At 51.8% G+C, this 26,021-nt stretch carries 23 protein-coding genes and 1 tRNA gene; 17 read left to right on the top strand and 7 right to left on the bottom strand.

Going from position 1 to position 26,021, the window contains the following annotated elements:
• Positions 1-16 precede the first annotated feature (16 nt).
• The 6 genes from IE055_RS13910 (at position 17) to IE055_RS13885 (ending at position 3,825) form a co-directional block, all read left to right on the top strand.
• Positions 17-541, top strand: a complete 525-nt coding sequence (locus IE055_RS13910) for a lipocalin family protein (RefSeq protein WP_189402232.1) — start codon at positions 17-19, stop codon at positions 539-541.
• Between the two features lie 22 nt (positions 542-563).
• Positions 564-878, top strand: coding sequence for a putative signal transducing protein (locus IE055_RS13905; protein ID WP_189402230.1), 315 nt, complete (start codon positions 564-566; stop codon positions 876-878).
• A gap of 81 nt (positions 879-959) precedes the next feature.
• Positions 960-1,397, top strand: a complete 438-nt coding sequence (locus IE055_RS13900) for a DUF1801 domain-containing protein (protein WP_189402228.1) — start codon at positions 960-962, stop codon at positions 1,395-1,397.
• A complete protein-coding gene (gene aac(6') / locus IE055_RS13895) occupies positions 1,398-1,847 on the top strand; it encodes an aminoglycoside 6'-N-acetyltransferase (protein ID WP_229794306.1) in 450 nt (149 codons plus the stop codon).
• 20 nt (positions 1,848-1,867) lie between these two features.
• A complete protein-coding gene (locus IE055_RS13890) occupies positions 1,868-2,200 on the top strand; it encodes a hypothetical protein (RefSeq protein WP_189402226.1) in 333 nt (110 codons plus the stop codon).
• A 221-nt stretch (positions 2,201-2,421) separates the two neighbouring features.
• Entirely contained in the window at positions 2,422-3,825 is a 1,404-nt protein-coding gene (locus IE055_RS13885; protein ID WP_229794305.1) for a glycoside hydrolase family 19 protein, read from the top strand.
• A gap of 55 nt (positions 3,826-3,880) precedes the next feature.
• Here IE055_RS13885 and hrpA read toward each other — a convergent pair whose 3' ends face one another.
• On the bottom strand, positions 3,881-7,828 hold the full coding sequence (gene hrpA / locus IE055_RS13880) for an ATP-dependent RNA helicase HrpA (protein WP_268244549.1): 3,948 nt from the start codon (positions 7,826-7,828) through the stop codon (positions 3,881-3,883).
• 163 nt (positions 7,829-7,991) lie between these two features.
• Here hrpA and IE055_RS13875 point away from each other — a divergent pair.
• A tRNA-Arg gene (locus IE055_RS13875) sits at positions 7,992-8,068 on the top strand.
• Between the two features lie 296 nt (positions 8,069-8,364).
• On the opposite strand, the gene IE055_RS13870 is transcribed toward IE055_RS13875, so the two are convergent.
• The 4 genes from IE055_RS13870 to gatC form a co-directional block, all read right to left on the bottom strand.
• Positions 8,365-9,159: an acyl-CoA thioesterase gene (locus tag IE055_RS13870; RefSeq protein WP_189402223.1), complete on the bottom strand. Its 795-nt coding sequence runs from the start codon at positions 9,157-9,159 to the stop codon at positions 8,365-8,367.
• Positions 9,156-10,604, bottom strand: a complete 1,449-nt coding sequence (gatB, locus tag IE055_RS13865) for an Asp-tRNA(Asn)/Glu-tRNA(Gln) amidotransferase subunit GatB (RefSeq protein WP_189402221.1) — start codon at positions 10,602-10,604, stop codon at positions 9,156-9,158. The genes IE055_RS13870 and gatB overlap by 4 nt, the downstream gene beginning before the upstream one ends.
• Positions 10,604-12,070: an Asp-tRNA(Asn)/Glu-tRNA(Gln) amidotransferase subunit GatA gene (gene gatA, locus IE055_RS13860; protein ID WP_189402219.1), complete on the bottom strand. Its 1,467-nt coding sequence runs from the start codon at positions 12,068-12,070 to the stop codon at positions 10,604-10,606. The genes gatB and gatA overlap by 1 nt, the downstream gene beginning before the upstream one ends.
• 89 nt (positions 12,071-12,159) lie before the next feature.
• Complete coding sequence (gatC, locus tag IE055_RS13855; RefSeq protein ID WP_189402217.1) at positions 12,160-12,447, bottom strand: Asp-tRNA(Asn)/Glu-tRNA(Gln) amidotransferase subunit GatC; 288 nt, start codon at positions 12,445-12,447, stop codon at positions 12,160-12,162.
• 249 nt (positions 12,448-12,696) lie between these two features.
• Here gatC and IE055_RS13850 point away from each other — a divergent pair, with 249 nt between their 5' ends.
• From IE055_RS13850 to lipB, 9 genes are all read left to right on the top strand, one after another.
• The gene (locus tag IE055_RS13850) at positions 12,697-13,743 is read left to right on the top strand and encodes a rod shape-determining protein (protein ID WP_189402216.1); all 1,047 of its coding nucleotides are present in this window, start codon (positions 12,697-12,699) and stop codon (positions 13,741-13,743) included.
• A gap of 89 nt (positions 13,744-13,832) precedes the next feature.
• A complete protein-coding gene (gene mreC, locus IE055_RS13845) occupies positions 13,833-14,693 on the top strand; it encodes a rod shape-determining protein MreC (RefSeq protein WP_189402214.1) in 861 nt (286 codons plus the stop codon).
• 3 nt (positions 14,694-14,696) lie between these two features.
• Entirely contained in the window at positions 14,697-15,197 is a 501-nt protein-coding gene (mreD, locus tag IE055_RS13840; protein ID WP_189402212.1) for a rod shape-determining protein MreD, read from the top strand.
• A gap of 7 nt (positions 15,198-15,204) precedes the next feature.
• Positions 15,205-17,145: a penicillin-binding protein 2 gene (mrdA, locus tag IE055_RS13835; protein WP_189402210.1), complete on the top strand. Its 1,941-nt coding sequence runs from the start codon at positions 15,205-15,207 to the stop codon at positions 17,143-17,145.
• Positions 17,132-18,205 (top strand): rod shape-determining protein RodA, encoded by a 1,074-nt coding sequence (gene rodA / locus IE055_RS13830; protein WP_189402208.1) that lies wholly within the window; start codon positions 17,132-17,134, stop codon positions 18,203-18,205. Before mrdA ends, rodA begins: the two co-directional genes overlap by 14 nt.
• Before the next feature lie 5 nt (positions 18,206-18,210).
• The gene (mltB, locus tag IE055_RS17895) at positions 18,211-19,500 is read left to right on the top strand and encodes a lytic murein transglycosylase B (RefSeq protein ID WP_229794304.1); all 1,290 of its coding nucleotides are present in this window, start codon (positions 18,211-18,213) and stop codon (positions 19,498-19,500) included.
• A gap of 71 nt (positions 19,501-19,571) precedes the next feature.
• Positions 19,572-20,702, top strand: a complete 1,131-nt coding sequence (locus IE055_RS13815) for a D-alanyl-D-alanine carboxypeptidase family protein (protein WP_189402206.1) — start codon at positions 19,572-19,574, stop codon at positions 20,700-20,702.
• Positions 20,703-20,723: 21 nt separating this feature from the next.
• Complete coding sequence (locus tag IE055_RS13810; RefSeq protein WP_189402204.1) at positions 20,724-21,029, top strand: DUF493 domain-containing protein; 306 nt, start codon at positions 20,724-20,726, stop codon at positions 21,027-21,029.
• 2 nt (positions 21,030-21,031) lie between these two features.
• Positions 21,032-21,691, top strand: coding sequence for a lipoyl(octanoyl) transferase LipB (lipB, locus tag IE055_RS13805; RefSeq protein ID WP_189402202.1), 660 nt, complete (start codon positions 21,032-21,034; stop codon positions 21,689-21,691).
• On the opposite strand, the gene murU is transcribed toward lipB, so the two are convergent.
• Both murU and IE055_RS13795 read right to left on the bottom strand, forming a co-directional pair.
• Positions 21,651-22,388, bottom strand: a complete 738-nt coding sequence (gene murU / locus IE055_RS13800; protein ID WP_189402200.1) for an N-acetylmuramate alpha-1-phosphate uridylyltransferase MurU — start codon at positions 22,386-22,388, stop codon at positions 21,651-21,653. The two genes, lipB and murU, sit on opposite strands and share 41 nt — an antisense overlap.
• Complete coding sequence (locus IE055_RS13795; RefSeq protein ID WP_229794303.1) at positions 22,385-23,398, bottom strand: aminoglycoside phosphotransferase family protein; 1,014 nt, start codon at positions 23,396-23,398, stop codon at positions 22,385-22,387. Before IE055_RS13795 ends, murU begins: the two co-directional genes overlap by 4 nt.
• Positions 23,399-23,704: 306 nt before the next feature.
• Between IE055_RS13795 and IE055_RS13790 the strand changes: the two genes are divergently transcribed.
• The gene (locus tag IE055_RS13790; protein WP_189402198.1) at positions 23,705-26,005 is read left to right on the top strand and encodes an LPS-assembly protein LptD; all 2,301 of its coding nucleotides are present in this window, start codon (positions 23,705-23,707) and stop codon (positions 26,003-26,005) included.
• Positions 26,006-26,021 lie beyond the last annotated feature (16 nt).

Genomic DNA, 26,021 nt, shown 5'->3' with positions numbered 1-26,021 from the left:
CGGCCCCTCTCAGACTATGCGTAAAATTTTAACAGCTCTCACAATCACCATCGGCCTAAGTCTATTGTCCGGCTGTGGTTCAGTACCCGACAACATCACGCCAGTACGTGATTTCGAGGTGGATCGGTATCTTGGTAAATGGTACGAAATAGCACGCCTTGATCACCGGTTCGAGCGGGGCCTGGAGAAAGTAAGCGCAACTTACTCATTACGCGATGACGGTAAGATCAAGGTAGTGAATCGCGGTTTTGACAGCGAGAAGGGTGAATGGAAAGAGGCCGTTGGCAAGGCGCGTTTCCCGGGCGATGAGACCGTGGGCTTTTTGGAAGTCTCGTTTTTTGGACCGTTCTACGGTCCCTACGTGGTATTCGAACTTGAGCCACTAAATTATGACTACGCATTCATCAGTTCTGGCGACGGCTATTTGTGGTTTTTGTCGCGTACACCAACCGTGAGTGACACACTCAAGCAAGCGTTTATTGCCAAAGCGAAGGCGCTTGGTTTTAACACTGACGAGTTGATTTTTGTACCGCAAGAGTAGCGCTTAGCAGGGATTTGGATTTATGGTAGTACTTTGCCACGCCATGGACGACATGGAGGTGCTGTTTCTGAGGGCATTGTTGCAGTCAGAAGATATTCATTTTGCGATCGTTGGTGAGCATTTCGGGAGCTTGTATCCCGGTGTGCAAATTGCGAGTTACAATGAACGTCGATTCCTGGTGCCGTTCGAAGAGTATGTACGAGCGGCGGCCTTAATTGCGGAGCATCGCACGGTGGTATGTTCCGGTGATCAGCGACTTATCTGTTGGCGCTCGAGTGCGGATTTTTATCGAGGGACTGGTGTTTGGATGGTGTGTCCCAGGTGGACGGAAAAGTAGGGCAGACAAAAACAGGGAATCGTAGCGTATCTTAAGCAAAGCATGCTAATCTAGCGGCTGCACACACTAGAACTGACGGATATGGATACCTACGCATTTTCTGATCAAGCTGTGGCTGATGTTTTCTCGAGTTACCCCGAATCAGCCGCGCTGAAGTTGCTGGCTCTTCGACATCTTCTGTTGCAAACAGCGGACTCCGTGGTTGGGTTAGATAACGTCACTGAAACGCTAAAATGGGGCGAACCGAGTTATTTGTGTCCGACCGGGTCTACTGTGCGAATGGATTGGAAGCCAAAATCGCCTGAGCATTATGCTTTGTATTTCCACTGTCAGACCACCCTGGTTGAGACATTCCGTGAATTGTATCGTGATGAGCTTGAGTTTGATGGAAAACGCGCCATCCTGTTTCATTTAAAGGCTCAATTACCAACAACAGCGGTGGCGCATTGTATCGAGTTGGCGTTAAGCTACCACCACCGTAAGCGTTTACCTTTATTAGGTGCTTTTCAGGAGGTCTGAATGGCACTGAAGATTCGCCCCATCACACCGAGTGACCGGTTGGTCTGGTCAGCCATGCGCACAGAATTGTGGCCAGATGCCGCTGACGCACACCGTGTGGAGATAGATCAATTCTTTGCGGGGGAGTCCATCGATATTTCCGCTGTGCTCGTAGCCGATATCGATGCCCAGATGGCCGGCTTCATTGAACTCAATCTGCGTAGTTTTGCGGAGGGGAGCCGGAATAGTCCAGTACCCTATATTGAAGCCTGGTTTGTTGCGAGCGAATTTCGTGCACAAGGCGTTGGTCGTCAATTGATGGCGAGTGCGGAGCACTGGGCGCTGGAGAATGGCTATAGCGAGATCGCCAGCGACACGGACTTGGAAAATCGCCGCAGTATCGCGATGCATGCGCACTTAGGCTTCCGTGAGACCGAGCGTGTGGTATGTTTTTTGAAAACACTGAAATGATGTGTTAACGGAGTGCGAGTATGCCCATCGCGAACTGTGTGATCTCACCAAGTTGTCCTGACGGGCAAGGGGACTTGATCGCGCAATGGTCACGCGCATCCCGACAATCTGCCGATCACATGACGGTGAACCTGATCAAGGCGCATCAACAAGGCCAACCTTACGCGGTGGTGGCAACCCTGTATCTGCCATCTATCTGGTCATCTTCGGCGATCATCAGGCTTCAGGAGGGATTGGCATTGGCTTTAACTCAATACTACGCGATTGCAGCGAGTGACGTCATTGTCTTAACACAGATTCTGGATTCAGGTCGAGTAGTGGAAGACGCTGAATCGGTATTTTGGGGCCTGTAACACCTCCAGTTCTTAACCGACTTTATTTGCCAAGTGTCTAAAACTCGCATAAGCTAAGGCAAGCGGTGCCCAGAGGAGCGACTTGGATGGGAGGAGAACACTGCTAGTGATCGCCAGTACGCTAGCACTAGACGTATACGGTGATCGGAGCATCAAGAATGTGGCCTGTCAACGAACCCGGTCGTGTTCTCCGACATAACTCAATACACAGGATTTTAATTATGACTACTTCCAAAAGCGCATGGCGTCGCTTATTAATGACAACGTTGTCTATCTCGGCGATAGCCTGTGCACAGCTTAACGCACAAGTTTTCCAGGCAGAGGATTATTCAAATTACTACGACACCACACCGGGCAATCAGGGCGGTGCATATCGAAACGATAATGTGGATATCGAAGGCAGCACTGAAGGCGGTTACAACGTCGGCTGGATAGATACTGGCGAATGGTTGGTGTACTCGAATCTGGTTATTCCAAGCACCGGCCAATACAAAATTCGCATGCGCGTCGCGAGCGAGAGTGGTGCCATCGCATCGACTGATTTAAATGGTGGTTCGATTCCCTTCGGCAACGTGGATATTCCTGCCACAGGTGGCTGGCAAAACTGGGTTACGGTGGAACAATCGGTGCAGATCAACGCGGGCACTTATAACCTGGGTGTTTTTGCCCAGACCGGTGGCTGGAATTTCAACTGGATTGAAGTGGTGTCAGCGGGTACACCAACTGGCGGTTTGGTGACGCTGTATGAACACTGCGCCTATAACGGCTGGGCCGCGTCGATGGATGTTGGTCAGTTTACACTGGGCAGTTTGATACCTCGCGGTTTTGTGAATGACCGAGCCTCTTCAATTCGTGTGTCGGCTGGCTATGAAGCCGTGCTGTACTTGGACGATAATTTCACCGGGGCTGCTATTGTGGTACAGGGCGAAGACGCGTGTCTTGATAACGAAGGGTTTAACGACAATGTGTCGTCGATCATCGTGCGGCCAGCAGGCGGTAACACGGGTGGCTTCGCGTCAATTATCAGCGAATCGCAATTTAACCAAATCTTTCCAAATCGGAATGGCTTTTATACCTACGCAGGTTTGGTTGCCGCCGCGCAAACCTATCCGGCTTTCGCGGGTACGGGCGATCTGACGACTAAGAAACGTGAAGCTGCTGCGGCGATGGCTAACTTCCATCATGAAACCGGTGGTTTGTACTACATTACCGAAATCGCACAAGGCGAGTACTGCTCAGGAACGGCAACGCCATGTGGCGTTTGCGCTGGCGGCAAACGCTATTTCGGTCGTGGCCCGATTCAGTTGAGCTGGAATTATAACTACTGCGCTGCGGGTCAGGCATTAGGCTTGAATCTGTGGGCCAATCCCGATCAGGTGGCACAAAACCCGACCATTGCCTGGCAGACAGCCCTGTGGTTTTGGATGACGCAACCGGGGGCAGGTTATCGTCCCGCGCACGAGTCGATGGTCACCGGGGCCGGGTTTGGCGAGACTATCCGTACCATCAACGGCTCGCTGGAGTGTAACGGTGGTAATCCGGGGCAGGTCCAAAGCCGTATCAATGAATACAACCGTATTACTGGCATTTTAGGTGTGTCGCCAGGGAATAACCTAGGCTGTTAACAGGTTTTTGCCACTTTGGGTCGAGAACCACCGTGAGTGGTTCTCGATCTGCTCGTCACCAGTCCAGTGATTTTGATGCGACTTGTTCGATGCGCTTTTGCGAGACCGCGATGCGCGTCTTCAGGTGCTGTGCGTAGATGGATACTCGCCACTCCTGTAGCATCCAATGCAGTTCATGTAACGTTGGCTGCAAGGCGTAGGCATAATCGTAGCCGTACTCGCCTTGCACTGCGCTATCAAACTTGGCTTGAATTGCCATCAAGGCTGATTCCTCGGCAGGCGTTTTAGCGAGTTTATCGATGCGCATCTCGATCGCCCGCAGGTAGCGTGGAAACTGTTTAAGCTGCGTGAGATCGGTATATCGCAGCAGAGTCGGTTCGAACAACTGATACAGTTGCGACTTCATGTCCTCCAGGGCCTGATCTGTCTTAATCGTGGTCGCATTAATCTCATTGAGTCGAGATAACAGGGTGTCACGTTGGCGTAAGCACGGCACAAACGCTTCTTCCAGCGCCATCGTTCGGGCGACCCAGTGTTTACTACCGCGCTGTAAGCAGTGCTCGAAACTGGCTGCGTCGCGCACCTCGGCCAAGCCATTCTCAAAACAAGCGGCTTTCAGCCCGGCATCAATCAACTCTGCTTGCCAATTGGATTGATCGGAGACGGTCGGGAGTGCGGTTTGCAACTTCGCCGCCAGCGCGCTCAGGTTTTTGGCTTTCGCGGCTTTGGGCGCCAGCACTTCTTTTTTCAAATACTTGTCGGCTTGTTTCTGTGCACCGTTTGCCAGCACCTGCTTTGCCAGCGCCAATACCCCACGCTGTGTGAAGTACTGGGCCGCGGGTTGGTCTTCATGTAAAAGTAGCGAGATGCTGTGGTTTTGCTGAATCTGCAGCATCGGATACGCACGCACAGTCAGTCCCTGATGTTGGTAATCCAGATGGTCCGGCAGGGCACCAAAATCCCATTGTTCGATCTGGTGTTGTTCATAGCGTGTTTTCTGTGGTGCATTGCTCGCGTGCACGCTTTCCTGCACGGCGTCAGCGTACGCCTGCTTGAGCTGTTGCAGGTCTCGACCTTCATTGACCAGAGATTGATCAACATCAATCACGCGATAATTGGGCCGATAGTAATCATCCAGTTTGCTGAGATCAAAATCATCCGCAGTGACTTTGACGCCGCGAGTTCGATACAGTGCGTCAGCCAGTGCCTGATGGAGTGGCACATCGGTGCGCTCGAGCTTCGAAAATACGCGGTCCACCGCGTCGCTCGCTGGCGCAAAATGGCGGCGGATTGGCTTGGGCAAGGTCTTAATCAGTGCAATGCATTTTTCCCGCAGTAGGCCGGGTACCAGCCAATCACCCAAATGCGTTGGAAAAGGCGCCAGGATTGAGATGGGCACCACCAGCGTTACGCCGTCTCGTGTCGAGCCTGGATCGAAACGGTATACCACATCAATGGCCTTGCCGCTGACCTCAATCGTGTCTGGAAACTGCGCTACCTCACCTTGGTCGACACGATTGACCAGTAAATGTTCACGTGAAAGTTGCAGCGCCTCTTGATTGCCTTGCGCCAGCCACTTTTCGAGTCCGGTTCGACTACAGATCCCTTCCGGTAAGCGTTCATTATAGAATTCTGCAATGGCGACATCGCTTACCAACAGGTTGCGACGACGGGTTTTGGTCTCGAGTTTCTCAATATCGCGAATTAGCGCCTGATTGTAGGCCATGAACGGTGCAGCGTTGCCGCGCGGTTGATATTGTTGGTCCACCAATGCCTGTTGAATAAAGACGGTGCGAGCTTCACTCGGGTTGATAGGGGCATAGTTCACCGGCTCACGCTCATTTAACGTCAAACCGTACAACACGGTTTTGCGGTCGGCTTTGATAGTGCCTGATCGAACGTTGTACCGCGGCGAACTGTAGCTGTAGCGTAAGAGGTGTTTAGCCGAATTAACAATCCATTCCGGCTGCACTTGGCCTACGGTGTGTGCGAAGACTCGCGACGTCTCCAAGAACTCACCAGCGACAATCCACTTCGGCGCGCGCTTAGCCTGTGACGAACCCGGGAACAGCGAAATCTTGCGACTACGTGCGGCCAGATACTCGCCATCGACGCCTTTATTGGCGATATTGCTGATTAGACCGGCCAACAGTGCACGATGTAGGTTCTGGTAGCGTGCGTCCATCACAGACTTTTTCGAGTCTTGGCTTGTCGACTGCTTTTTTGGCGCGGTGTCGTTTAGGTCGGGCAGTTCGATGGTCTTCCACGGGTCGAACTTCCAGTTGAGGCGTTTGCATTGGGTCAACAGTTGATGTTTCAGTTCGCGCCATTCAAACACACGTGAGATTGACCAGAATCGTGTTCCGCAGAATTGTTTAAACTTGGTATTACTCAGTTCGTCTCGTGCGTTTTCGATTGCTTGCCACAGATACAGGTAGCTACTGAAGTCCGACGCCGGATGTGCCAGCTGTTGGTGCTTCTGGTCGGCGGCCTGCTGTTTGTCGGCCGGTCGCTCACGGGGGTCCTGAACGCTCATCACACTGATCACCACCAGCGCATCACGTAAACAGCCCAGGTCATTGGCGGCAACCAAAATACGTGCGTACCGGGGATCAATTGGCAGATCGCTCATCTGACGACCAATCGGTGTCAGTTTGCGTTGTTGATTAATCGCATCCAGTTCTTGCAACAGTTTGTAACCATCGTTCAGGAGTCGCGGGTCTGGTCGGTCGATGAAGTCAAACGCTGCAATCTGTTTAATGCCCAGACGCAGCATTTTCAAAATTACCGATGCCAGATTACTGCGCACAATTTCCGCTGGGGTAAATTCGTCGCGCAGCAGAAAGTCTTCTTCTGAGTACAAGCGAATACACACGCCGTTGGCCACACGGCCGCAACGGCCTTGTCGCTGATTGGCACTGGCCTGCGAAATTGGTTCGATCGGTAAACGTTGGATCTTAGACCGAAAGCTGTAGCGTGAGATCCGTGCTAAGCCTGGATCAATCACATACGCGATACCGGGCACGGTGATCGATGTTTCAGCCACGTTGGTAGCAAGCACCACCTTGCGCCGAGGGCTGCTTTGGAATACACGATTTTGTTCTTTAACGCTCAGTCGAGAGTAGAGCGGCAGGATGTCTACCGGCAATTCCAAGCGACGTAAACTATGCGCTGTGTCCCGGATGTCGCGCTCTCCAGCACAAAATACCAAAATATCACCGCTGGCTCGATATCGACCTTTCGCCTCATCGCGCAGAATGCCTTTGATTGTGTTGCCAATTGTATCTGGCAAGCTGACGGCGTCATCTTCCGGTGGCTGGTAAATCGTTTCCACCGGGTACAAGCGACCTGAGACTTCGATGATGGGTGCCGCCTGCTCGCCCTTCGCAAAATGCTGCGCAAATTTTTCAAGATCGATGGTGGCTGAAGTGATGATGATTTTAAGATCGGGGCGTCGCACACAGAGCGGCTTCAATAACCCCAGCAGGAAGTCAATATTGAGGCTACGCTCGTGCGCCTCATCAATGATGATGACCTCGTATTTTTTCAGTAAACGGTCGTGCTGGAACTCGGTCAGCAAGACACCGTCCGTCATTAATTTGATGCGAGTCTCTGCACTGGACTGATCTTTGAATCGAACCTGATAGCCTACCGTCTGGCCGAGCGAGGTATTTAGTTCTTCCGCGATTCGTGCCGCTACTGTGCGGGCTGCAATACGCCGGGGTTGCGTGTGTCCAATCAAGCCGCGCTCGCCGTACCCAAGGTCCATACAGATTTTAGGCAACTGCGTGGTTTTCCCAGAACCAGTTTCCCCGGCTACAATCACGACCTGATGATCTCGAATGGCAGCAGCGATCTCATCCCGTCGCTGTGAAATCGGCAGTGCGTCTGGGAATTGGATCGGTTTGACCCAGGGCGACTTAGGTTGTGTCTTAGATGGTTTCATGCGTAATTTTTGGGTGCATCGGCAAAGCACCGCCGAGCTAGGGCGCAAGCTTGCCATGGACAGCAGCTCGTCGCAATCAGGATCAGCCTTTGGTGATTATTTTTTTGGTCCGCGCGCAAAACAAAGGTCGAATCTCGTCGATGATTGGAATATAATCACCGCCTGTTGATTGGCACCCATTGCTTACGCCGATATATCAAAAAAAATTTGAACGAGTTACGCGCCTGTAGCTCAGCTGGATAGAGTACTTGGCTTCGAACCAAGTGGTCGGGGGTTCGAATCCCTCCGGGCGCGCCATACAAAAGAACCGGCTCTAAGCCGGTTTTTTTGTGTGGGGAGTTCGGCGGACTTGAAGAGAACTCCACGTGAGGTTCGACAAATCCGCTGGAGCGGATTTGCACAGCCGCAGGCTGCCCGTAGGGCGAATCGCATGGATGCGATGAGTAATCCCTCCGGGCGCGCCATACAAAAGAACCGGCTCTAAGCCGGTTTTTTTGTGTGGGGAGTTCGGCGGACTTGAAGAGAACCCCACGTAAGGTTCGACAAATCCGCTGGAGCGGATTTGCACGGCCGCAGGCTGCCCGTAGGGCGAATCAATAGAACAAAGCCACACTCTGTTGGGCGCTGATGACAAGTTCACCAGCTTCATTCCAGATTTGCATGTCTTGGCTGGAGTAGCCATGACGGGCATTTTCGGCGGCAGTGCGGATGAGCCACCAATTATCGGCGACTTCGAAGTCGTCACTCAGAAAGTTGAGGCTCCAGGTCATCGAGCTGATTGGTGCCGGCTCTGAAAACATGGGCAGTACAGCAGGCGGTGGCATATCGGCAATACCCAACATCGCTGGAATGCCGTTAGCCTCGGTGTCTTTATGTCGAACCCAGATATGGTGCTCGTGTTCGTCGGAACCGGTAACCGGTTGTCCGCCGCTCGCGAGCTTACATTCGAAATGTTGGGTAAATACGGGGGCACCGGCTGCGGTGAAAAATGGGCCAGCTTGCTCAACATTGGGCACGGTTGGTGACGCAGTGTAATCGGCATCGAGTCGTGATTCACGGTTGGCACCGAAGCAGAAAACGGCATGCGTGGCGATTTGCCCCGCGAGGGTAGCCGTTGCCATGATGTAGGTAACCGATCTGCCTTGGCGCAATACGCTCACTTCGATTTCGACTTCGCCACCAGCAGGGCCAATAAAATTTATTTGTGCGGAGCGCAAAGGCGGCAGATCAGGGAATTGTTGCTGCACTGCTTGCAGACACAACGCCGCAGAGAGTCCTCCATAGGTAGTGCGTCCCTGCATCCAGTCCGCTGGAATGGTCACACGCCAACGATCATTCTTCGCTGCCACTACGCCAGCGACGAGTTGTGAAAAAGAAGTCGTACTCATGATTTCATTTTCTCTTGCAGCATTTGGTTCGCCATTTGTGGATTTGCTTTGCCTCTGGACTTTTGCATAACCTGCCCAACCAAGAAACCGATGACCTTATCGTTGCCGTCCTTAAATTGTTGTACCTGGTCAGGGCAGGACGCAATCACCTCGTCGACGATGGCTTCAATGGCGCCAGTATCAGTAATCTGCTTTAGACCATTCGACTCAATGATCTGGTCTACATCACCTTCCTGCGCCCAGAGGGCAGCAAACACTTGCTTCGCGGTTTTACCCGACAGCGTATTGTCTTGCAATCGATCAAGCAAAGTTGCCATCTGGGCGGCAGAGATCGGTGAGTCGGCGATATCGAGTTCCGATTTGTTAAGGTTGGCAAACAATTCGCCAGCCATCCAATTGGCCACGGTTTTACTGTCGGCACGCGTAGCCGTGGCCACCTGCTCGAAGAAATCGGCGGTACTGCGGTCTGCGGTTAATAACAGGGCATCGGCATCACTGAGTTGGTAGTCGGCCACGAACCGGGCGTGTTTTGCCGCTGGCAGTTCCGGCAGGGTGGCGCGCACCTCTTCCAAGAAAGCATCATCCAGCACCATCGGTGGCAGATCTGGGTCTGGGAAGTAGCGGTAATCGTGCGCGTCTTCTTTGGAACGCATTGACCGGGTCTCGTGGTTGTCTGGATCATACAGGCGGGTCTCTTGTACTACTTGACCACCGTCTTCCAAAATATCGATTTGGCGCTCAATTTCGAATTCGATCGCCCGTTCAACGAAACGAAACGAGTTGATGTTTTTCAATTCCGTTCGCGTACCAAGTTCTGTCTGACCAACTGGGCGCACGCTGACATTGGCATCGCAACGAAACGAGCCTTCCTGCATATTGCCGTCGCAGATTTCTATGTAACGTACCAGGCTATGCAGCTTTCGTAAGTACGCCACGGCTTCGGCGGGCGAACGCATGTCAGGCTCCGACACAATCTCGAGCAGCGGTGTGCCGGCGCGATTCAAATCAATGCCGGTCTGACCCTGAAAGTCTTCGTGTAGTGACTTGCCTGCGTCTTCTTCTAAGTGTGCGCGGGTAATGCCGATCACTTTACTGCCTTGTTCGGTCTCGATTTCGAGCTGGCCGAGTCCAACAATCGGCAGCTCCATTTGCGAGATCTGATAGCCTTTAGGCAAGTCAGGGTAAAAATAGTTTTTACGCGCAAACACACTGCGCTGGTTGATGTGTGCACCAATGGCCAGCCCGAATTTCACCGCCAGTCTCGCTGCTTCCCGGTTCATTACCGGTAGCACGCCGGGCAAGGCGATATCGACCGCGCTAGCTTGTGTATTCGGCTCAGCGCCATAAGCAATAGAACTGCCGGAGAAAATTTTTGATTTGGTGAGCAGTTGTGTGTGAACTTCGAGGCCGATGACGACCTCCCAGTGTTTGTCCCAGGTAAACATTAGTTGCTTCCTCCCAACGCGGTTGGCGCGACGCGTGTGTGCCAGTCGGTAACCAGTTGATACTGATGCGCAATGTTCAGCATCTTGGCCTCTTGTAATGCCGGTGCAATCAAATGTAAGCCAACCGGTAATCCAGCTTGCGTGAAACCAGCGGGAATAGACGCGGCAGGCAAACCTGCTAAGTTGGCCGGGATGGTGTAAATATCGTTCATGTACATGGCCACGGGATCTTCACCGCCTGTACCTGCTGCGAATGCCGGGCTCGGTGTGGTTGGCCCCATTAGCACATCGCAATCTTTAAAAACGGCGACAAAATCGTTGGAGATTAAGCGGCGGAGCTTCTGCGCTTTGGCGTAGTAGGCGTCGTAGTACCCAGAGGACAGGGCGTACGTACCAATCATGATGCGGCGTTTAACCTCATCACCGAAGCCTTGGGTACGCGTCTTGGTGTACATGTCGACGAGGTCGGTGTACTCATCAGCGCGAAATCCATACCGCACACCGTCAAAGCGTGACAAGTTAGACGAGGCCTCGGCCGGTGCAATGACGTAATAGCTGGGTAGGGCTAGGTGCGAATTTGGTAATGAGACTTCTTTGATCTTGGCACCGAGCGATTGGTACTGCTTGATCGCAGCATCGATGATCGTGGCGACTTCGTTGTCCAAGCCGTCACTGAAAAACTCTTTCGGTACGCCGATGACGATACCTGCGAGTGAGTCGTCGAGGCTGCGTGTGAAATCTTCTGCTTCGACTTCAAGTGAGGTCGCATCGCGATGATCAAAGCCAGCCATGGTGTTGAGTAGTAGGGCAGCATCTTCTGCCGTGTGCGTCATTGGGCCTGCTTGATCGAGAGAAGAGGCGAATGCGATCATGCCAAAGCGTGAGCAGCGCCCGTAAGTTGGTTTGACACCGGTCAAGTTACAAAAAGCAGCAGGCTGTCGAATAGAGCCGCCTGTGTCGGTGCCGGTTGCCGCTGGTGCTAAGTGTGCAGCCACCGCGGCGGCGGAACCACCTGAGCTGCCACCAGGGACCAGTGTTTCTTCCTCAGCGCTCCAAGGGTTGGCAACACCGCCGAAAAACGAGTTTTCATTGGACGAGCCCATGGCGAATTCGTCCATGTTGGCTTTACCCAACGTCACCAAACCGTGTGCGTGCATCTTCTCAACCACGGTGGCGGTGTACGGAGCGACAAAGTTCTCGAGTATGCGAGAACCACACGTGGTCAGCATGCCCTCAATACAGAATATGTCTTTCTGCGCGACGGGGATGCCCAGCAGGGGGTTGGTGTCACCGTCGGCGCGACGCTGGTCTGCTGCTTTGGCGGCGGTCAGCGCTAACTCGGTATTGGTGCTGATGAAGGCGTTATGGTTTGATTGCTCGATGCGATCGAGATAAGTCTGGGTGAGCTCGACACTTGACAGCTCACCACTGGCAAGTAGCTTGGATAGTTGGGCTAAGGTGGTCATGCTAAAAACTGAAATCCTAAATTCACGAACTGGCAGGCAGTACGCAGGTTGAGATGGTCGGGCGGCTTTAGTTACTAAACGGCAACACTCTAGTCGATTACCTTGGGAACTAAATACAATCCGTTCTCGGTACTCGGTGCCACGGCCTGGTATTTGTCGCGCTGGTTTTGTTCGGTCACGATATCGTCACGCAATCGAAGCGTGGCATCGAATGGGTGCGTCATTGGTTCTATGCCATCGGTATTTACGGTATCCATTTGTTCGACTAAATCCAGAATATTGGAAAGCTCGGATTGATACGTGTCGATCTCGGTGTCGTCCACATTGAGGCGCGCGAGACGCGCAATCGTCTGCACGGTTGATTTGTCTAGAGTCATTGGTTTGTTGCCGTGGCGATCTCGCCAGCGTTAATAAGTATTTAATTGAATGCTTGCAGGGTGTCTGATGGTTCGGAACAAGCGATTCCGGAGCAGGAATTCACGCTCTGGAAGAAATCTCCTGATAAACCACGAAATTACCACAGATAGACCTGTTGTTGAATAGCACAAGCGCTCGTTAGACTGTACAATAATCCGATTAACCCCCCATGAAAAATAATTCTTAAAAAGAACACATCTCAATACACTATGTTACGCAGTATTCTCGGCTTGTTTTCAAACGACCTGGCGATCGATCTCGGCACCGCCAACACGCTCATTTATGTTAAAGAGAAAGGCATCATATTGAATGAGCCTTCTGTGGTGGCAATTCGTTATTCGCCTGGCGGAGGTTTAAATAACAAAAGTATTCTTGCGGTCGGGGCCGACGCGAAGAAAATGTTAGGTCGCACACCTGGATCAATCAAGGCAATTCGCCCGATGAAGGACGGCGTAATCGCCGACTTTAACGTCACCGAGAAGATGTTGAAGTACTTCATCAAGAAAGTGCAAGAAAATCGTTGGCTACAAGGTAGCCCACGAATCATTATTTGCGTGCCGTGTGGCTCAACTCAAGTTGAACGACGTGCGATTCGAGAGTCGGCGTATGGTGCAGGGGCACGCGAAGTGTATTTAATTGAAGAGCCGATGGCGGTTGCGATCGGTGCTAATCTGCCCGTCGCAGAGCCAACGGGCTCAATGGTACTGGATATCGGCGGTGGCACCACTGAGGTTGGTGTTATGTCGCTCGGTGGCATGGTCTACAGCACCTCGCTGCGTGTGGCTGGTGACACCTTTGATGAAGCCATTATCAATCATGTCCGTCGTAATCATGGGCTGCTGATTGGTGAAGCCAGTGCGGAACGCGTGAAAAAAGCCATCGCCACCGCTTGGGATAAATCCGAGGAGCGTGAGATGGAAGTCAAAGGGCGCGATATTGCCGAAGGTCTGTCGCGCGCGGTGACGTTGAGCAGTAAAGAAATTTACTCCGCGATCAGTGATCCGCTGGAGTCAATCGTGCAGACGATTAAACAAGCCCTAGAGCAAACACCACCAGAATTGAGTGCAGATATCGGTGACAAAGGTATGGTGATCGCGGGCGGTGGTGCGCTAATGCGCGATATGGACCGTCGATTGATGGAAGACACCGGTTTGCCGGTCGTGATCGCAGATGACCCTCTGACGTGTGTAGCTCGAGGTTGTGGCCGCGCGTTGGAAGAAATGGACAATTTAGGCGACGTATTCGCACACGAATAAAATAACATGCGGTGACTAACCGAGCGAGTTGGTCACTCCGCTAGTGCCAGCATAACGAATAACACGTAAAGACGCATTTCAAAACGACGGTGGCAGACCCATTTAGAAAATCATCTGGTTGGCCGCAACTTGGGCTGGTTTTTGTAATGTCGGTTGCAATGATGGTGGTCGATTCTCGAACCACTTGGCTGAATGCACCACGCAATGTGGTGTCTGTGGTGCTGAGCCCGATTCAATACCTAGCATCGCTGCCGTCATCGGTAAGCGGGTATTTCACGTCAGCGCTCACAGCCGAACCAGATGTGCAGATCGCGTATGACAATCTGCGTAATGAATACTTCAAACTCAAGTCCGAAACCTTGCTGTTGCGCGCACTAGAAGAAGAGAACAGCGATTTGCGGGCCTTGCTTGGAGCCTCTGAGCGCTTACGCGAACAGGTGACATTGGCCGAGTTGGTTGATGTGCGCTTGGATCGAGATAATCATCGTATTTCTATTGGTCGTGGATTGCGTCACGAGGCCTATGAAGGTCAGGCGGTGATCGATGATCGTGGCGTGATCGGCCAAGTCACCGAAGTAATGCCCTTGAGCAGTGTGGTGGTATTGATTACAGACCCTGGGCACGCCTTGCCGGTACAAGTCGAGCGCAATGGTTTACGCACTGTTGTGTACGGGACCGGCAGCCTAGATCGGCTGCGTGTGCCATTTTTGAATCAGAACTCCGATATAAAAATCGGTGATCGTTTGATTAGTTCTGGCCTTGGAGGACGATTCCCGAACGGGTATCCCGTGGCGGAAGTTAGCGATGTCGAAGTGATTCAGGATGAAAAGTTTATCCGCGTGATTGCCACGCCAATTGCTAAGTTGGATCGTTCCAATCATGTGCTGCTGTTGTCACGAGAACCAGTGAAACACAGCGAATTTGGGTTGCCCGTTCAGGAGGTCGAATAAACGATGTCGCCGCATGACCGAAGTTCCAATATCGGTGTTCACATCGCTGTGGCGCTGTCGACGTTTATCGCATTTGTGTTGACCATCGTGCAGTTGCCGAGTTGGTTGTTTCACTTTTGGCCAGACTGGATTGCCTTAATTTTAGTGTATTGGGCTTTGATGGTGCCTGGCCGCATCGGTCCTTTCACGGGTTTTCTGATCGGCACCTTGCTGGAGGTCTTGTTTGTTCGCACCTTTGGGGTCTTGGGACTCGGGTTGGCCGTGCTCATCTTTTTGGTCAGCGCGTTGAGTCAGCAGTTGAAAATGTTGTCGATGTGGCAGCAGATGCTATTCGTGGGCTTGTTTGTTGGCATTTTTAAATTGCTGACTGGATGGTTGTACGGAATCGTGGACGACTTTGCTATCACCAAGGAATATTGGTATTCGCTGTTAGGCGGCATGCTGGTTTGGCCATTTGTGTTCATTCTGTTGGACGAAATGCGACGCAAGGCGCGTATTCGTTAGATCGGCGATGGCGCAGGAACAAATACAGCTGAATGATTACCTTCGTGAAACCAATTTAATTCACGCACGCTTGATTGCGTTGGGCATTTTTCTGGCGGTGCTGGTGCTCATTTTGGTCGCACGCCTGTGGTATTTACAGATCTATAACTTTGATCGTTTCGAGGTGTTGTCTAAGGATAATCGCGTGCGGCTGGTGCCGGTGCCGCCGGTGCGTGGTCAGATCTATGATCGAGAAGGGCGTGTGTTAGCAGAAAACGTTCCGGTCTTCACGCTTGAGGTTGCACCGGATAAAGTCAAGGACATGGACGCTTTGCTAAATGATTTGAGCAAGATTATTGAAGTATCGCCAGCACAGATCAACAAGTTCCGCAGTGCGGTGCGGGCGCGTCCGAAGTTTGAAGCACAGGTACTGAAACTGAATCTGAGTGAAGCCGAAGTGGCGCGTTTTATGGTCAATCGCCATCGTTTGATCGGTGCGCAGGTCGAAGCCAAGTTACAGCGGCATTATCCGTATGGCCCAGAGCTGGTGCACGTGGTTGGCTATGTCGGTCGGATCAATCAGCGCGATTTAGATAATATTGACGAACGCGCCTATAAAGGGACAGATTACATCGGCAAGCTGGGAATTGAAGCGGAGTACGAATCTCATTTGCTCGGCGAAGTCGGCGTCGAGCAGGTTGAAACCAATGCGCATGGTCGCTTGATCCGCACGCTGGATCGGAATTCGCCTGTATCCGGTGATGATTTGTATCTGAATATTGATGCTGAGCTGCAAATTAAGGCGCGTGAATATCTTGATGGCAAGCGCGGCGCTGTGATCGCGATTGAACCTGCTAGTGGCGATGTGCTGGCCTTTGTCAGTAACCCTGTGTACGACCCAAATAAGTTTGTGAACGGGATCGATCATCAGTCCTACAACCAGTTGCGAGACGATATTGATCGCCCCTTGCTCAATCGTGGTCTCAGTGGCCGGTATGCACCGGGCTCTACCATCAAGGGCTTGGTCTCTATGGTGGGGCTTGAGAATGGCTGGAGTCCGAGTCATGAGGTCTACTGCAACGGCTATTTCACCTTAAAGGGCAGTAGTCATCGCTACCGTTGCTGGAAACGCCAAGGGCATGGCCCGGTGTCAATGGCCGAGTCGATCATGCAATCCTGTGATGTGTTTTATTATCAACTGGCGAATACCCTTGGAATCGATAAAATTTCACCTTTCCTGAAATCCTTTGGGCTCGGGGACCGCACTGGTATTGATTTGCCGGCAGAGCCGACCGGCCTGGTTCCGTCTCGTGAATGGAAACGTGAACGCTACGGAGTGGCTTGGTATCCAGGTGACAGTTTAAACACGGGAATCGGACAAGGTTATATGTTGGTTACGCCGTTGCAACTGGGTGTGATGACGGCCACGTTGGCGAACCGAGGACAACGTGTGGAACCCCGAATCGTCGGCCATTTAGCACACGCCACCGGCGGACCGGCCCCGCGCGAAGTGCGCGAAATTAGTGGTGCAAAACTGAGTCAGGTCGACGCCAAGAGTACGCATTTCGAGCGCATTATTGATGCGATGGAGGCGGTGGTACATCATCCTCGTGGCACCGCTCGGCGTGCTGGTGAGGGCGCGCCCTACACAATGGCGGGTAAAACTGGGACCGCACAAGTCGTCGGTATTCCGCAGGGCGCGCGTTACGATGAAAGCAAGCTCAGCGAGTTCGAAAAAGACCATGCTTTGTTTGTGGCCTTCGCCCCAGTTGATGACCCGAAGATTGCGATTGCCGTGATCGTTGAAAACGGTGGCAGTGGCAGCGGCGTGGCGGCACCGGTCGCCCGCAAAGTAATGGATTATTATTTACTGGGTATTGATGCAAACGCACCTAAACCCGAACCCCAAGAAATTGACGAGGCGTCTCCAGACGCCGTATCGGAGGGTCAGTCTGATGTTTCGGGTTAAGGTCGATTTACCTTTGTTGTTCGGCTTGTTGATGCTGTGTGGCGGCAGTCTACTGATTCTATGGAGCGCAGGCGGTGAAAATCCACGCATTGTGATGAACCAGGCAATTCGCATGGTGGTGGCCATGATCGGTATGATGGTGATTGCACAAATCCGCACCGATACACTGTTTCGCTGGTCGCCGTATCTGTATGCCGTCGGGTTGCTAATGTTGGTGCTGGTATTGGTGGTCGGCGATGTTGGAAAAGGCGCGCAGCGCTGGCTGGATTTGGGCGTGGTGCGCTTTCAGCCGTCAGAGGCGATGAAATTGGCCGTGCCAATGATGGTGGCCTGGGTGGTGACGCGCAAGACCTTACCACCGTCACCAAAAAATCTAGTTTATGCCGCGCTGGTCCTGTTTGTTCCCGCTTTCTTAATCTTGAAACAGCCAGACTTGGGAACCACCTTACTAATCTTGATGTCCGGCACCTTGATTCTATTTTTGGCCGGCTTCGCATGGAAGTACATAGGTATTTTGATCGCAGCTGGTGCGGTGGCGGCACCCGTGCTATACCAGTTTTTGCATCCGTATCAACAGCGGCGTATCCAGACTTTATTTGATCCTTGGTCCGACCCGCTCGGTGATGGGTATCATACGATTCAGTCTATGATCGCTATCGGCAGCGGCGGCGCACAGGGTAAAGGTTGGATGGAAGGCAGTCAGTCGCAATTAGACTTTATTCCAGAACGCCACACGGATTTTATTTTTTCTGTATTTTCTGAAGAGCTGGGTTTTATCGGTGTGCTGATGCTATTGACTTTATACGTCGGGCTAACGGCACGCGGTTTGTATATTGCGTATTACACTAAAGACACGTTTTCGCGTCTATTGGCGGGCAGTTTGTCAATGACCTTCTTTTTCTATGTTTTCGTTAACATTGGTATGGTTTCCGGCTTATTGCCCGTGGTTGGTGTACCGTTACCTTTAATCAGTTATGGCGGCACCTCCATGGTAACGTTGATGGCTGGGTTTGGCATTTTAATGGGCATTCACAATACACGTAGCTTGGTATCTCGGTAGGTAATATGAAAAAAATTGTTGTCATCGCTTTGGCAGTAATCGCACACGGTTGGTGGTCTCAGGTTGCCGCAATCAGCTTAGATGACCATGCGCAATTGCGTGCTGTGGCAGAGGAACTGGTCGCGCAGAATTACTATTCCAGAGCAGAGCTGGACGCGATTTTTAAGGACGTCGAAATACAGCAATCGGTACTGGACGCGATGATGAACCCCGCTGAGTATCGATTGACCTGGGGTAAATATCGCAAAATATTTCTTGGGCAAGAGCGTATCCAACAGGGTGTTGAGTTTTGGCAGGAGCATGCTGAGACACTGGCTCGCGCAGAAAAAGAATATGGCGTACCGGCGAGCGTGATAGTCGCTATCATTGGGGTTGAGACCAAGTTTGGACGCATTGTCGGTAAGCACAAAGTGCTGGACAGCCTTACTACTCTCTCGGTCGGCTATCCGCGGCGCAGCAAATTTTTCACCAAAGAGTTAAAGGAGTTTCTGCTTCTCGCCAAAGAAAATAATCTAGACCCGCATGCCATAGTGGGGTCCTATGCGGGCGCAGTTGGTTATCCACAATTTATTTCCAGTAGTTACCGTCACTACGCAGTCGACTTTTCTGGTGATGGTGTGACTGACTTGATGTCACAGCCAGTGGATGCAATCGGGAGTGTGGCAAATTACTTAAAACGCAACGGATGGCAACCGGGTGGTGCGATTACCTCCACTGCGCACCAGAAGGTCGCGGAACCAGTTGCAGAATTAGCTAATCGAAATCGAAAAACGCCTTATATCGCCGCAGATCTACGCAAATTGGGTGCCGAAATTGGGGCCAGCGTAGCCGCGAACGAGCGGCTTAATGTGCTTATGTTAGATGCCAGCGAAATAGTGCCGGATGACGATCAACGGGACTACTATATTGTGCGTGCCGGTGATACCGCGTGTCAGATCGCAGAGCGGTTTTCAGTTCCTTGTAAACAGTTGTTTTCGCTGAATAAACTAAATAAGCGCGGGACTATTTACCGTGGTCAGCGTTTAAAACTGCCGGCGTCGGTGGTACGCAACACACCGCGAAGTCAGCGGGTCTCTAAACCTATAACCGAGTCCAGTAAATGGGTCGTGAGTCAGCCAGCAGCGGAATCGCACTCAGCGCAGATTGGTGAATCACAGTCAGCGTATGTACCGATGCCGCGTTATTTCTATACGCACCCAAATTTTTATGCCATTACCGAGTACAATCACAGCGTGTTATACGCGATGGCTGTGCACGATTTGAGTGTCGCGATTGCGCGCGCCTATACGAATTAACGTTTTATCTTTGTCAGGGTCTAGTTGTGTTTATTAAGCGTTGTTTTATTGTCGTTGTAGTGGGTCTACGCATGATGGCTGTATTGCCAGTCCATGCGCAGCAGACAGAGGTGGTTGCGGGCTCCTTACCGGCACCAGAGATCGAGGCGACCGCCTGGGTGTTAATGGAGATGAACAGCGGGGCGGTGGTCACGGGTCACAACCCCGACTTGCCTTTGCCGCCAGCCAGTATCACCAAGTTGATGATGAATTATGTGGTGTTTGAGCGTCTTCGTGATGGCGATGTATCGCTGTCCGATCAGGTGCCGATCAGTGAAAAGGCGTGGCGTGCCGAAGGTTCTCGGATGTTCGCCGATGTTAATACCCGGATCGAGCTGGCGCATTTGTTGAAGAGCACCATCATTCAGTCGGGTAATGACGCAGCAATCGCCCTGGCGGAATACACGGGTGGTACCGAACACGCATTTGCGCAGCTGATGAATCAGGCCGCTGCCAAGCTTGAATTGACGCACTCACATTTTGAGAACAGCACGGGTTTGCCAGCTGAAGGACACGCGATGTCGGCGCATGATATTGCCAAGCTGGCGGCAGCCATTATTCGGGAGTATCCAGAGTTCTACTCTTGGTACGCCGAAAAAGAATACACACACAATAATATAACGCAGCGAAATCGTAATCGTTTGCTGTGGAAAGACGACAGTGTCGATGGTTTAAAAACTGGGCATACTGAGGCCGCTGGCTTTTGTCTGGTTGCCAGCGCGCAGCGCGGCAGTGAACGCTGGATCGCGGTGGTGCTCGGGTCTGAAAGTGAGCGTACCCGGGAACAGCAGGTGTTGACATTGTTGAATTTCGGGTTTGCGGCCTACGACGCGCAACGCGCGGTAAAAGCGTCCGACGAGTTGGTCACCGCTCGAGTCTACGGGGGGACTGTTGACGAAGTAACACTGCGGCCTATGCAGTCGATGGACGTGGTGGTGCCACAAGGGCAGCGCGACAATCTGCGTACTGAGTTTCACCATAGCCCGTACTTTGAAGCGCCGATCGCTGACGGCGCACCTCTGGGGATGGCAAGTATTATGCTTGGTGATACCGTAATTGCCGATGTGCCATTGATTGCATCGACGGGTGTGGCCGAGGGCGGTTGGTGGAAAAGCCTGGTTGATTCTATTAAGCTGAGTACCCATAAACTGTTTTCAGAGTAAGTAGATAAGCGAGTTTTAATTATGAGTAGCGACGCAACCATTCCCGGCCCAGAAGCCAAAGATGGCTTTGATCTGATCGAATATCCTTGCGACTTTGCGTTTAAAGCAATGTGTCGCGCAGACCCTATGCAGTCAGCGCTTGATCACATACAAGATTTGATTTCGCCGTTGGTGACGGCGGAGGCGTTGCTGGATATGCAGTCAAACGAGAGCCGTACTGGTAAATTTGAGTCTGTGACGGCCAAGGTTCGACTGGAGAGTCGAGACCAGTTGGAGTCGATCTACCTGATAATTGGCCAGTCCAAACGCGTCGTTATGACCCTCTAATAATGACCGTGATTCAGTCGTTAAGTCCACGTGCTACCCGGCAGGTGACCTCTGGCAGTGGTCATCGGCTGTTGGTGCGTGAGTTTGGGCTGGTACCGTATGAAGCCGCCTACCAGGCTATGTGTGAACATGTGGCCAATGCCGACCCGCAGGACCTCGACGAGGTGTGGCTGGTTGAGCATGCTCCGGTCTACACACAAGGTACGGCGTGTCAGCTTGATCCGTTATTACCCAGCGCCGTTCCGGTGGTGAAAACAGATCGCGGGGGACAGATTACCTATCATGGTCCGGGTCAGATGGTCATGTATCCGTTGCTGCGCTTGAAGCGCTATGGTATTGGCGTGAAGTCGCTGGTGCATGGGCTGGAGCAATGTGTTATCGACACCTTGAGTTTGCACCGTGTTAAAGGTGACCGACGAGATGATGCGCCAGGTGTGTACGTTGACGGTGCGAAAATTGCCGCGCTAGGATTGCGGATTAGGCGCGGAATGAGTTACCACGGGCTCAGTTTCAATTTGCGTATGGATATGCAGCCTTTTAAGAACATCGACCCATGTGGATATCAAGGGTTGGTGGTCACACAGTTATCTGAGCTGAATGATCAGTTCGACTCGGAACAGGTTAAACGTCAAGTGCTGGATTGTTTTCTGACTCAGTTGTAAGTGGCTGTTCTTGTTCAATTTCCTTCAACCGTTCCGGCGTGCCAACATCCTGCCATAAACCGTTGTACAGGCAACCGTGCAATGTGCCTTGTTGAATGAGTGTGTCGAATACGGGTGACAGCGGCTGCTTTTTGACCGGTACGTCGCTAAACAGTAATTTCGCATAGCGCGCGATGCCACTAAATGTGTAGGTCGGTTCAGGTGATTTTTTGCGCACCACGATACCTTGTTGGGTGAGGCCGAAGTCGCCTAGCGGGTTATGCGCCGGGTTTGGCACCAAAACCAGATGTGCGTGATGGTCCGTTACGTCCAGCAGTTGCCGATAATCGAAGTCGGTGTAGATGTCTGAATTAATCACAATAAAGTGGTCGCTTTTGAGTAGAGGTAACGCGTTGGCAATGCCGCCCGCGGTCTCTAACGCGCCGGTGCTGGATTCATCGGAATAGCGAATCCGCAAGCCGTAGCGTGAACCATCACCCAATGCAGCCGATATCTGTTCAGCCAAATACGCAATATTGATCACAATATCTTTGAATCCGAGTGCTGCGAGGCGCATCAAGTGATGCTCAATAAGACTGTGTTGGCCTAACTTAATCAGTGGTTTAGGAGTATGTTGCGTCAGTTCACGCATGCGCGCCCCGCGCCCAGCGGCAAGAATTAACACAGTCGTCTGATTGACTTGTCGTGTCTTGCTCATGCGTTTGCTGCTTGTGCGATTAAGTCACCCAAAGCCTCTTGAACGGGGCAAAAGTCTGGATACCTCGCCAAGGTATCGAGCACGTAATTTGCCACCAGAGGTAGGTCGTTCATATAGTGTGGTTTTTGGTCGCGGTAGTTCAAGCGGCAAAAAATGCCCAACACCTTCATGTGGCGTTGCAGTGCAGTAAAATCATACCAGCGCGTCAGTGTGGCAAAGTCGATATCGGGCAGTTTTAACTGCATTGATGCGCGCTGCCAGTAACTCGCCAGCCAGGCCATTTGTTGCGTTCTGGGCCAGGCGACATAACAGTCTTTGAGTAACGAAGCAATGTCGTAGGTCAGAGGACCAGTCACCATGTCTTGAAAATCTAATACACCCGGTTGGTCGCCGTCAATCAGCATGAGGTTGCGAGAATGGAAGTCGCGATGCACCCAGGTTTGGGGCTGCTCGAGGCAGGCGTCAACCAACGTGGTTTTCAGGGCCGACAGGATGGCGACGTGTTTCGGTATTAACTCGACGCCGAGATGGCGCTCGACATACCATTCACGGAACAGGTCAAATTCCATTGATAGCCAATCTGCATCGTAAGCAGGCAATGACAGTGCTGTTGGGGTTAGCCGTGGACCGGACTGTATTTGAACCAGACTGTCGATCGCTTGGCGGTAAAGTGTGTCGGGTGCGAGATTGCACTGTGTCAAAGCGGATAAATACGTTGTGTCTCCAAAATCTTCCAGCAACAAAAAACCGTTTTTGTCATCTCGTGCATAGATGGTTGGTGTTTTTACTTGGATAGCGCGCAATGCATCTGCGTTTTGTACGAATTTAGTCACATTTTCCTGCTCTGGCGGCGCATCCATCAGTATGCAACGCTGTTGGGCTGTGATAATGCGGAAATAACGTCGAAAACTAGCGTCGACAGATGCGGCTTGCATCGACTGAATGGGCGAGGTCAGATAGCCGGTTTGCTGGGTTGCCCATTCGCGGGCCTGTAAGAAACGAGGGTCCAAAGTAGTGTCTAAATACAGGTGACAGGGTTAAATACCGAGACAAATGATTTTGCGGCGGATTAGTTTAATTAAAAGCGCTTAATCGTGGCTTAGCAGAGCCGTGCTTATTGCTCTATAATACGACGCTCCAAGTATACAGAAATTCAGCTCAACGAGCTTGAAACTCGATGACCACCCAGTTACTTGCCGTACGCGGGATTGTTTTGGTGGTTTCTGTACTATTCGTCCTGGCGACAATAGCCATGCTTGGGGAAACACATTATAAAACCGCCAGCATAAATCAATAACCCATACAAAGGTGCGCGAGTGAATTTGAAATCACTTTATAGGAAACGAGGCATTGCACTCGCAAGTGTCGCAGTATTTATATTCTGGTCGGGCGTGGTGCAGGGCGCATGTAAAGGCCAGAACTGCGTATGTAAGCCATCCGAGCTGCAGTTTAAGACACCATCTCTGGCCAAAAATTCGGAAGGCAAGTATCCGATTTCATTAGAAGCAAACGAGGTGGAGGCGCAAGGTGAAGACCTGGTGATGTTGTCTGGCGATGCGGAAGTTCAGCAGGGACGACAAACCATTGTGGCCGACCGTATTCGTTACTACCGATCCTCTGAGCGAGTCATTGCGCAGGGGCAGGTGGAAATGATCTCCGAGAATGGCGATTACCTTTCCAGTGATGAGATCGATGTGCATGTGCCGACTCAGATTGGCAGCATGACCAACACCGAGTTTAAATTGTCTGAGGGTTTAGAGTCGGAAGATGGGATTGATACGGCGTTTATCGAGTCACGCGGCTCGGCAGACAAACTACATTTAGAAGGTGAAGGTGTGGTGCGGCTGGAGCGGGCCAGATACACCACCTGCCCAGAAGGCAACGACAGCGTCATTGTTGGCGCGCGTGAGTTGGAGCTAGATCGTACCGCCGGGGTTGGTAAGGCGCGTGGCGCGACAGTGCGGTTTAAGGGCGTGCCTATTTTTTACGCGCCGTATTTATCTTTTCCGTTGAATGATGAGCGCAAAACCGGCTTGCTAACACCTGGATTTGGTTCGGATCAAGATTCTGGCAATATCATTGAAGTGCCTTGGTACTGGAACATTGCAAAGAACCAAGATGCCACCATTACGCCGCGCTACTACACAGATCGTGGAATGCAGGTTGGGGTTGAATATCGCCACCAGTCGCTGAATTCCGCGACGTATATTTATGGTGATTTTCTGCCGGGCGATGATTTTTATCGTGCAGAGCAGGAACAACAGAACATTATTACTGGGCAGCCGGACGCCGAAATCGATGATGATCGTGCCTACTTGACCATTCGTCATCGCCAGCAGTTCACCGATAGTTTGTACGGTGAGGTCAATTATAATGATGTGTCAGACATCGATTACTTCGATGACTTGCGCAATGATATCCAATACTACTCTGCGACCTATGTGCCACGTGATGTGCAGTTGGCGTACTCTAATCCGTATTTTCGTATGAGTGTTCGAGCCAACGAGTATCAGGTTATCGATGACAGTATCTCCGGTATCGTGACGCCGTATGAGCGATTGCCGTCAGTCGGTTTTTCATCGAATCTGCCGGAGGGACCCTGGGGCTTAAATTATGGATTGAATGCGAGCTACACCAGCTTTGGTTCGGATACCCGTCTTGAAGGTTCACGAACCTCCATGAATCCGTATGTGGAATTGCCGATGGAGAATATCTGGGGTTATGTGAAACCACGGGTTTCAGTGTACTCACGTAGCTACAGTCTGGATCTCGACACTGATGAATTCGATGATAACCCGTCTTCAACGGTTCCGGTATTTAGCGTTGATTCAGGGGTCGTATTTGAGCGCAATGCTAGTTGGTTTGGCGACGGCGCACTGCAAACACTGGAGCCACGCGTCTACTATGTTTATGCGCCGGAAGAGGACCAGGATGAATTACCGCTTTTCGACACAGCAGCGGTGGCCTTGAATAATTTCAGTGGGATTTTCCGTGAAAACCGCTTTTATGGTGATGACCGCGTCGGTGATACCAACCAAGTAACAATCGGTGTTACGACTCGAATTCTGGACAATGAATCGGGTGATCAGCGTCTGAAGGCTTCAATTGGTCAGTTGGTGCTGCTGGAAGACCAGGAACAGGGCTTGCGCGCGTCTTCGCCTGTACAAGAGAGTGGTTTGGGTGATTTGTTGGCCGAGTTGCAAACTGAATCCAACGGCCCGTGGTCAACCTACACTTTCCTGCAATACGATCACGACGAGAGTGAGTTGCGCACCGCGCGTTTCTCGGTTGGGTATCGACCTGACGACGATGATCGCAAGAATGTGAGTGTTGGTTACTATCGATCAGATTTTGGCACTCGAGTGGTGGATCAGTTGGCCGTGTCTGCCAATTGGCCAATTTCAGACCGTTGGCAGTTTTTTGGCTCTGAGCGTTATTCTGTGGAGGACTCAGAAAGCTTAGAAACCACCGTCGGGCTAGAGTATAACGCCTGCTGCTGGAAACTTCGGTTTATCGGCACAGACCGAATTCATAATCGTAATATCGAAGACAAGCGAACTTCCTTTTTTGTGGAGTTGGAACTAACGTCACTGGGTCGCATCCGAACAGGTTTATAAGATTTGTTGACGTTGA

This window comes from Arenicella chitinivorans (genome assembly GCF_014651515.1).
Taxonomy (GTDB): domain Bacteria; phylum Pseudomonadota; class Gammaproteobacteria; order Arenicellales; family Arenicellaceae; genus Arenicella; species Arenicella chitinivorans.
Note: the sequence above shows the minus strand (reverse complement) of the source record. Positions and strands in the feature narration are given on the sequence as shown.

Coding starts and splice junctions, on each gene's coding strand:
- IE055_RS13905 (WP_189402230.1), top strand. CDS start 564: ATGGTAGTACTTTGCCACGCCATGGACGACATGGAGGTGCTGTTTCTG.
- mltB (WP_229794304.1), top strand. CDS start 18,211: ATGAAAAAAATTGTTGTCATCGCTTTGGCAGTAATCGCACACGGTTGG.
- rodA (WP_189402208.1), top strand. CDS start 17,132: ATGTTTCGGGTTAAGGTCGATTTACCTTTGTTGTTCGGCTTGTTGATG.
- IE055_RS13815 (WP_189402206.1), top strand. CDS start 19,572: ATGATGGCTGTATTGCCAGTCCATGCGCAGCAGACAGAGGTGGTTGCG.
- IE055_RS13810 (WP_189402204.1), top strand. CDS start 20,724: ATGAGTAGCGACGCAACCATTCCCGGCCCAGAAGCCAAAGATGGCTTT.
- gatA (WP_189402219.1), bottom strand. CDS start 12,070: ATGACCACCTTAGCCCAACTATCCAAGCTACTTGCCAGTGGTGAGCTG.
- gatC (WP_189402217.1), bottom strand. CDS start 12,447: ATGACTCTAGACAAATCAACCGTGCAGACGATTGCGCGTCTCGCGCGC.
- gatB (WP_189402221.1), bottom strand. CDS start 10,604: ATGTTTACCTGGGACAAACACTGGGAGGTCGTCATCGGCCTCGAAGTT.
- mrdA (WP_189402210.1), top strand. CDS start 15,205: ATGGCGCAGGAACAAATACAGCTGAATGATTACCTTCGTGAAACCAAT.
- mreD (WP_189402212.1), top strand. CDS start 14,697: ATGTCGCCGCATGACCGAAGTTCCAATATCGGTGTTCACATCGCTGTG.
- hrpA (WP_268244549.1), bottom strand. CDS start 7,828: ATGGCAAGCTTGCGCCCTAGCTCGGCGGTGCTTTGCCGATGCACCCAA.
- IE055_RS13900 (WP_189402228.1), top strand. CDS start 960: ATGGATACCTACGCATTTTCTGATCAAGCTGTGGCTGATGTTTTCTCG.
- IE055_RS13910 (WP_189402232.1), top strand. CDS start 17: ATGCGTAAAATTTTAACAGCTCTCACAATCACCATCGGCCTAAGTCTA.
- IE055_RS13870 (WP_189402223.1), bottom strand. CDS start 9,159: ATGAGTACGACTTCTTTTTCACAACTCGTCGCTGGCGTAGTGGCAGCG.
- IE055_RS13885 (WP_229794305.1), top strand. CDS start 2,422: ATGACTACTTCCAAAAGCGCATGGCGTCGCTTATTAATGACAACGTTG.
- IE055_RS13850 (WP_189402216.1), top strand. CDS start 12,697: ATGTTACGCAGTATTCTCGGCTTGTTTTCAAACGACCTGGCGATCGAT.
- IE055_RS13890 (WP_189402226.1), top strand. CDS start 1,868: ATGCCCATCGCGAACTGTGTGATCTCACCAAGTTGTCCTGACGGGCAA.
- murU (WP_189402200.1), bottom strand. CDS start 22,388: ATGAGCAAGACACGACAAGTCAATCAGACGACTGTGTTAATTCTTGCC.
- lipB (WP_189402202.1), top strand. CDS start 21,032: ATGACCGTGATTCAGTCGTTAAGTCCACGTGCTACCCGGCAGGTGACC.